The following is a 6,838-nucleotide window of genomic DNA, read 5'->3' on the forward strand; positions in this document are numbered from 1 at the left end:
CCCTCGGCCAGGACCGGGTGTGGCTGGTCGACGCCGACGACGCGGCCCGCCGCACCTTCACGGTCTGGCCGGGCACCGTGGACCCCGCGGTCGGAAGTTTCACGGTGTCCCTCCGCAAGGACGCCACCACCGGCTCCGACGGCGTGCAGATCGAGCACATCATCTACTTCTCGGCGAAGTCGGGCGTCAACATCGCCTTCTCCAACGCCGTGGACGGCTCCTCCCCGCCCCCCGCCTCCGGCGCGCAGACCGGCGGCATCCGCATGCCGAAGGCGGACGGCGCGGCCCTGTGGGCGTTCGGTGCGACAGGAACGAACGTCAGGGTCGTCGAGTAGCCCTTCGGGTAACCCCTCGGTAGGGCGATAACTGACCACTCGCGACCACTCCGGTCACACTTCGCATAGCGATCTACACCCTGAGTCGACCGCTCCCGGTCGATTACAGTGCTGGGCAGTCGTATGAACGGACGGTGCCCGGGAGGTCCAGGTGGGTGCGACAGGCGGGGCCGTCTGGGGACGTACCGAGCAGCAGGACTTTCGCAGTCGCGTGCGGGGCACCCTGCTCGGCTCGGCCGTGGGGGACGCGCTCGGGGCGGCCGTCGACCGGCTCGGGCTGGAGGAGATACGGCAGGCCCACGGGCCCGAGGGCCTCGTCGACCTCGCCCCCGCCTACGGGCGCCGCGGTGCCGTCACGCATCTCACCCAGCTGACCCTGTTCAGCGTGGACGGGCTGATCCGCGCCCAGGTGCGGCGGGACACCGGTGCCTGGTACCCGCCGACGGATCTGCACCGGGCGTACCTGAGATGGGCCGCCACCCAGCGCGACTGGGGGCCCGATCTGCGCCGCAAGGACGACGGCTGGCTCGCCCACGAGGAGTGGCTGTACGTCCGCCGCGACCCCGCCCGCTCCCTGCTGCTCGGCCTCGGCGACGACATCATGGGCACCCTCGACGCCCCCAAGAGCCCCGGCGAGGACGGCCCCGAGGCCACCGCCCGCTCGGCGCCCTTCGGGCTGCTCGTCGGCTGGGAGCCGCAACTGGTGGCGCAGCTCGCCGTGGAGTGCGCCGCGCAGACCCACGGCCACCCCGGCGGATACCTCGCGGCGGGCGCGTACGCGGTCACCGTGCACGCGCTGGCCCGCGGCGACAGCCTCGACGGCGCGGTGCAGCGGGCGCTCGCCCTGCTCTCCGCGAGGCCGGGGCACGAGCCGGTGTCCGAGGCCCTGCAGCACGCGCTGGGTGCCGTACGGCAGGGGATGCCCGGCCCGGCGCGGGTGGCGGAGCTGGCCGGGGCGGGTACGGCCCCGGCCGTGCTGGCGGCGGCCGTCTACTGCGCCCTGGTCGCCGAGGACGTACGCCACGGTCTGCTCCTCGCCGTCAATCACGGCGCCCCCTCGGCCGCGACCGGCGCGCTGGCCGGCGGCCTGCTCGGGGCGTTGCACGGCGAAACGGCCCTCCCGCCGGCCTGGCTGGCCGAGCTGGAGGGCCGTCCCACGATCCTGGAACTGGCGGACGACTTCGCCATGGAGATGACGCAGGGCCCCGCCCTGCACACCCCGGCGGGCGCGTCCCCGGGCTGGCTCGCCCGGTATCCCAGAGGTGCCTAGATCCAGACGTGCCTGGCTAGTCCTTCACCGCCGTCGGCATCGAGTCCCGCGGTCCGGGGACCTCGGCCGCCGCCGACATTCCCCCACCGCCACCGTCGGTGTTGATCCGCTCGATGATCGCGAGCCGTTCCGGGGTGTCCTCCGGCTTCAGGAAGCCGATCAGGATGTAGAGGAAGAGGGAGACGGCGAGCGGTATGGACACCTGGTACTGGAGCGGGACACCGCCGTCGACGTTCCAGTTGATCGGGTAGTTGACCAGCCAGAAGGCGAACAGGCCCATCGACCAGCTCACCAGCGCCGCCGTCGGACCCGAGCGGCGGAACGGCCGCAGCAGACCGAGCATCATCGGGATCGCCATCGGGCCCATCAGACCAGCCACCCACTTGATGACGACGGTGATGATGTCCTTGAACGCGGGCGAATTGACCTGCGTGGCCGCCGCCATGGACAGACCGAGGAAGACGACCGTCGCGATACGGGCGGCGATCAGCCCCGTCCGGTCGTTCCAGGCCCGCGCCCGTGCCGAGATCACCGGCGCGCAGTCCCGGGTGAAGACGGCGGCGATGGCGTTGGCGTCGGAGGAGCACATCGCCATCGTGTGGGAGAAGAACCCGACGATGACCAGGCCCAACAGCCCGTGCGGCAGCAGCTGTTCGGTCATCAGGCCGTACGAGTCGGAGCCGTCCGGCTTCTGCGACTCGACCAGCAGCGGGGACATCCACATCGGGTAGAACAGCACCACCGGCCACACCAGCCACAGCACCGCCGACAGCCGCGCCGACCGCTCGGCCTCCTTCGGGGTGGCCGTGGCCATGTACCGCTGGGCCTGGTTCAGCATGCCGCCGTTGTACTCGAACAGCTTGATGAAGAGGAACGCGAGCAGGAACACCGTGCCGTACGGCCCCACCAGCGGCTTCTCATGGCCCTGGAGGGCCGGTTCGTCCCACGCGCCGAGGAAACCGATGTTGCGGTCGGCGAGTTCCATCACCACGGCGACGAACATCGCTACCCCGGCGAGGAGTTGGATGACGAACTGCCCCAGCTCGGTGAGCGCGTCGGCCCACAGCCCGCCGATCGTGCAGTAGACGGCCGTGATGGCGCCGGTGATGAGGATGCCCTGGTTCAGCGAGATGCCGGTGAACACGGACAGCAGGGTGGCGATCGCCGCCCACTTGGCACCCACGTCCACGATCTTCAGCAGCATCCCGGACCAGGCCAGCGCCTGCTGCGTCTTGAGGTCGTACCGGTTCTTCAGGTACTCCAGCGGGGAGGCGACGTGCAGCCGTGAGCGCAGCCGGTTGATCCGGGGCGCGAACAGCCTGGAGCCGATCGCGATGCCGATGGCGATCGGGAAGGACCAGGTGATGAAGGAGGTGACGCCGTACGTGTAGGCGATGCCGGCGTACCCGGTGAACATCACCGCGCTGTAGCCCGACATGTGGTGCGAGATGCCCGACAGCCACCACGGCATCTTGCCGCCTGCCGTGAAGAAGTCGCTGACGTTGTCGACCCGTTTGTGGGACCAGACTCCGATGGCGACCATCACGCCGAAATAGCCGATGAGCACGGCCCAGTCGAGACCGTTCATGTGCGTCCTCCCAGGGTTCAGCCCGGCGCTCATCGTGGGTGCTGGCGCGTGAACACGACAAGGCGGCGTAAGGTCAAGGGGAGGCAAAATCATTCTGTATGGTGGTCCCGGTTCATCTATGTGAACTCATCGCATCAGCTCCCCGGCGTTGACCAGCAACGACTGTCCGGTGATCGCCCGCGCCCGATCCGACGCCAGGAACACCGCCGCATCCGCGACATCCCCGTCCGTAGCCAGTTCCGGCAACGCCATCCGCTCGGTGAGCCGTCCCCGCACGACGTCCTCCGCCACCCCCTCGGCCGCCGCGGTGAACCGCACGAACGCCCGCACCGGCGGCCCCCACATCCACCCCGGCAGCACGGTGTTCACCCGGATCCGGTAGGGCCCCAACTCCCGCGCCAGCGAGTACATCGCGCTGGTCAGCGCCCCCTTCGACGCCGCGTATGCCGCCTGCCGCACCTGCGTGGGAGCCGCCACCGCCGACTGCGTCCCGATGAACACCACCGACCCGCCCCGCTCCCTCAGCCCGCCCAGACAGGCCCGCGTCATCCGCAGCGCACCCAGCAGGTTCACGTCCAGCACCGACTGCCAGGTCGCGAAGTCGGCGTCCTCCAGCCCGCCGAAGTACGAGTCCCAGGCCGCGACGTGCACCACCGCGTCGATCCCCCCGAACCGCTCCCGCGCCAGCCCCGCCAGCGCCGCGCACTGCCCCTCGTCCGTGATGTCCGTCGCCCGGTACGCCGTGTGCGTCCCGTCCGGATCGATCACCGCCGCGCTCTTCGCGAGGTTCGCCTCGGTCCGCGCCCCCAGCACGGCGTTCCCGCCGTCCCGTACGACGGCCGCGGCGACCTGGTGACCGAGCCCGGCCCCCACCCCCGAGACGACGACGGTCCTGCCGACCAGCAGTGGCATGAGGAACCTCCCTGACCCTGGCGCATCAACTGACGGAGCGTCAGAGTATGGGCGACCCGCCGGAGAAGGAGAAGGGAAAGGGCAAGCCCATGAGCGAGGAGACCAACAGCGACACCCACGCCAGCGATCACACCGACACCCGCAGCGCCACGTACGCCGAACTGGCCGCCGTCGGCCCCTACGGCGTGCACCCCGGCCACGCCCTGATCACCATGGTCGAACCCCACCCGGGCCACGAGTACGCCTACAACCGCTGGTACGAGGACGACCACTACTACGCCGGCGCCATGGCCATGCCCTGGATGTACGCCGGCCGCCGCTGGGTCGCCACCCGCGACCTCCAGCTCCTGCGCCGCCCGGAGAAGTCGGCCGTCGCCCAGCCGGTCACGGCAGGCTGCTACCTCTCCACCTACTGGATCACCGACGGCCGCTACGACGACCACATGCGCTGGACGGTCGCCATCAACAAGCGCCTCAACCGGGACGCCCGCGTCTACCGGGACCGCACCCACGTCTTCACCGCGTTCCAGGACCACGAGAGCACCGTGTACCGCGACGGCGCGGCGGGCCCCCGCGACCTCCACGCCCTGGACCACCCCTACGCGGGCCTCGTCCTCCAGGTCATCGACGCCCCGGCCGCGCAGCAGCGCGCAGGCCTGCTGGAGTGGCTGCGCACCCGCCACCTCCCGCGGCGCCTCGCCGGCTCCCCGGCCGCCCTCGTCACCGTCTTCCGCCCGACCCCCCTGCCCGGCGACCGCATGACGTACGTCCAGCAGGTCGAGGGCGTCGACACCCGCCTCACCCTGCTCTGGTTCCTGCAGACGGACCCGCGGGAATGCTGGGACGACCACTTCACCGGCCTGGAGGAAGAGGTCGCGGAGACGGGCCTGGGCAGCGTCGAACTCCTGGCCCCGTTCATCCCGACGGTGCCCGGCACGGACCGGTACGTCGACCGGCTCCGGTGAGCGCGGTGGCTACGGCTCCTTCAGCTCGTCCGGACACGGAGTGCCGCGCGGCAGCTGGTACGGCGCCGCCAGCCGGTACGTCCCCGCCTCCGGCGCGAGCAGCACCGTCCACCTGTCGCCGTCCGCGTCCTCCTCCGTCTCGAAGAGACAGCCGTTGACGTTGTCGTACGCCTTCGGCTCGCCCTCGGCCCGGTCCTTGGACGCCTCCGTCTCCCGCGGCGGCTCCAGGCTCTTGCCCTCCGCGTCGACGACGCTCAGCCACGGCGAGTACGGGATCCGGATGAGGATCCGGCCCGCCTCGCGCACGTCGATCGTCATCTCACCCTGCGCCGCCCGCTGCACGACCGCGTTCGGCTCGGCGAGCGGCGCCGGGGCGTTGACGCGGAACAGCTGCCAGTTGGCGTCTCCCCAGATCTGCTCCAGGTACGGCAGCCCCCGCTGCACCAGCTCCCGCTCGCGCTGCCCGCCGTCCCCGTCCAGCTCGTCCTTGGGCACGACCACGAAGTGCACGGCCCACCGCTTGAGCCACTCGCGGTAGTTGGCCGAGTTCAGGGTGTCGTCGTAGAAGAGGGGGTTGCGCTCCATGTCGGCCTGCCGGTTCCAGCCACGGGCCAGGTTGAAGTACGGCGCGAGCGCGGACGCCTCGCGGTGCGAGCGGGCCGGGACGACCTCCACCCGGCCCTTCTCCGCGCCGACCTCCTGCAACTCGTTGACCAGCGGGGCCAGCTCACGGGCCCAGGACGCGGCCGGAGTCGTCCGGTACACGTCGTCGACCGACTTGAAGCCGATCCAGCCGACGAAGACCAGCGAGGAGAGCACGATCGCGTACCACTTGCGGCTGCGCGGCACCGCGAACGGCAGCGCGGCCATCAGCACCACACCCGAGAACAGCATGGCGAGCCGGGTGATGTTGGACCCGATCTGCGAGCTGATCAGCCACACCCCCAGCACGCCGAGGCCGTAGACCGCCGACGTGATCCGCACGGTCTTCCAGTCGTGCGGGACGAGAGCGAAGACCAGCACCGAGAACAGCAGCGGCAGGGCCGCCGAACCGAAGGACATCGGCTGGGTGCCGGAGAACGGGAACGCCCACGCGGACACCGCGACGACCGCGGTCGGCGCCAGCCCCAGCGCCCACGCGCCGGGCCGCCGCTTCTGCAGGAACAGCGCGACCGCGACCAGCCCCAGGAACAGGCCGGCCACCGGCGACCCCATCGTGGCGAGCGCGGCGAGCGGCGCCGCGCACAGCGCCTTCGCCCACCGCTTGTAACGCCAGCGGTGCGGCCAGCAGAACACCACCGCGACCGCGCCGAGCGCGAACATGTTGCCGAGCCCGAACGTCACGCGGCCCGAGGCCGCGTTGCACAGCAGCGCGAACACCCCGGCGAGCGCGGGCCACACCGGGTTCCGCACCGGCCGGCAGCGCAGCAGGATCAGCGTCAGCAGCCCGGCGGAGATCGTCCCGGCGATCATCATCGTCGTCCGCACGCCGAGCACCGACATGAGATACGGCGACACCACGCTGTACGACACCGGGTGCATGCCGCCGTACCAGGCGAGGTTGTACGCGGAGTCGGGGTGCCTGCCGACGAACTCGGCCCAGGCGTCCTGCGCGGCCAGGTCCCCGCCACTGTTCGCGAAGGCGAAGAACCACGCGACGTGCAGTACGGCGGACAGGGCCGTCACCGAGAACACGAGATGCCGGCGGAGCCAGCCGCCCACCCGGTCGGGCATCGATCTCATGACAGGTGCGGGTGCGGGTGCGGGT

5 protein-coding genes and 1 pseudogene are annotated in these 6,838 nt (G+C 71.0%); 3 read left to right on the forward strand and 3 right to left on the reverse strand.

Features of this window, described 5'->3' with window-relative positions; all coding sequences use genetic code 11:
- Both BZL64_RS16810 and BZL64_RS16815 read left to right on the forward strand, forming a co-directional pair.
- A pseudogene (locus tag BZL64_RS16810) lies at nucleotides 1-335 on the forward strand (hypothetical protein); the annotation flags it as partial.
- Nucleotides 336-486: 151 nt separating this feature from the next.
- Nucleotides 487-1,605, forward strand: a complete 1,119-nt coding sequence (locus BZL64_RS16815; RefSeq protein ID WP_086770003.1) for an ADP-ribosylglycohydrolase family protein — start codon at nucleotides 487-489, stop codon at nucleotides 1,603-1,605.
- Nucleotides 1,606-1,621: 16 nt separating this feature from the next.
- Here the strand turns inward: BZL64_RS16815 and BZL64_RS16820 are convergent, their stop codons facing one another.
- Nucleotides 1,622-3,193 carry a sodium:solute symporter family protein gene (locus tag BZL64_RS16820; protein WP_086770004.1) on the reverse strand — a complete coding sequence of 524 codons (1,572 nt, stop codon included), beginning with the start codon at nucleotides 3,191-3,193 and terminating at the stop codon, nucleotides 1,622-1,624.
- 126 nt (nucleotides 3,194-3,319) lie between these two features.
- Nucleotides 3,320-4,105 carry an SDR family oxidoreductase gene (locus BZL64_RS16825; RefSeq protein WP_086770005.1) on the reverse strand — a complete coding sequence of 262 codons (786 nt, stop codon included), beginning with the start codon at nucleotides 4,103-4,105 and terminating at the stop codon, nucleotides 3,320-3,322.
- Nucleotides 4,106-4,194: 89 nt separating this feature from the next.
- Here BZL64_RS16825 and BZL64_RS16830 point away from each other — a divergent pair, with 89 nt between their 5' ends.
- Entirely contained in the window at nucleotides 4,195-5,070 is an 876-nt protein-coding gene (locus tag BZL64_RS16830; protein ID WP_086770007.1) for a hypothetical protein, read from the forward strand.
- Nucleotides 5,071-5,079: 9 nt separating this feature from the next.
- Here the strand turns inward: BZL64_RS16830 and BZL64_RS16835 are convergent, their stop codons facing one another.
- Nucleotides 5,080-6,813 carry an MFS transporter gene (locus tag BZL64_RS16835; RefSeq protein WP_425276052.1) on the reverse strand — a complete coding sequence of 578 codons (1,734 nt, stop codon included), beginning with the start codon at nucleotides 6,811-6,813 and terminating at the stop codon, nucleotides 5,080-5,082.
- Nucleotides 6,814-6,838: the final 25 nt, after the last annotated feature.

The sequence above is a fragment of the Streptomyces bobili genome (assembly GCF_002154575.1).
In the GTDB taxonomy this organism is placed as follows: Bacteria; Actinomycetota; Actinomycetes; order Streptomycetales; family Streptomycetaceae; genus Streptomyces; species Streptomyces bobili.